The following is an 853-nucleotide window of genomic DNA, read 5'->3' on the forward strand; positions in this document are numbered from 1 at the left end:
TTTAAATCTTCCATAACATTCAATTTGTTGCTTTAAATGCAAATATAGTGATTTCTTTTTATAAATATGTGTCTACAGATTAATCTTTAACAAGATATAACAAAGAAAGGTTGAGTAGTTGCGTTGGGTAATGGTATGAAATCGTGTGAAAGAATGTAAAATGAAGACGTGCTTTTGACAACCATTATGAATTAGCATCGAAATACGTTGCCAAAATGTTGCCAAAAATAGAAAAGAAAAAATCCTAACCGCTCATTATCAAGCAGTTAGGATTTTATCATGTGCGCCTGATAGGCAAATATGCCCTGTGTTCCGCTGGCGTTAGGTGTATATTGCATGAAAGAAACCACGCCCACATCACTCATCAGCAAGGCAACGGCATCTTCCTGTTCTAATGTTGCACGAACAGGATAACGGTAGTCGGGCGTTAAAAGGATGCGTCTGTCCCCTCAGTACTGTAAGCCAAAATCTTCTCTGGGATTTCATTTGTCGGATTTAAGTTCATTGACACAAACAAGAAAGCCTCATTATTCAGACCATTCCATCTGCATTTCCACGCAGAACTTCCTGCCTCTGACATCTGTGCAGAGTACATCCACAATGGTGTTCTTATCCCCTTCGAGCTGGAGTACAAGTTCTGTTGGCAAATACTTGATTTCGTGTATCTGCTCTTCTTCGCTGAGTGGCAGGAGGGCGTTCTTAAAATTCTCTACCACAAAGATACGGCTTTATGTAAGAAAATGCAGAATATATTTGCTTTTTGCACAATTTGCACAAAGATTTATATAAAAATGATCTGTTTTTTGGCAGTTTACTTAAAAATCATTATCTTTGCTCCCACAAATATGGAACA

Annotated in this window: 1 protein-coding gene; it reads right to left on the reverse strand. The window is 37.9% G+C overall.

Annotated features, from left to right (window positions below):
- Positions 1 to 527 precede the first annotated feature (527 nt).
- The gene (locus EXN75_RS17500) at positions 528 to 716 is read right to left on the reverse strand and encodes an Rpn family recombination-promoting nuclease/putative transposase (protein WP_246031469.1); all 189 of its coding nucleotides are present in this window, start codon (positions 714 to 716) and stop codon (positions 528 to 530) included.
- Positions 717 to 853 lie beyond the last annotated feature (137 nt).

The organism is Segatella hominis, from assembly GCF_004535825.1.
Lineage (GTDB): Bacteria > Bacteroidota > Bacteroidia > Bacteroidales > Bacteroidaceae > Prevotella > Prevotella hominis.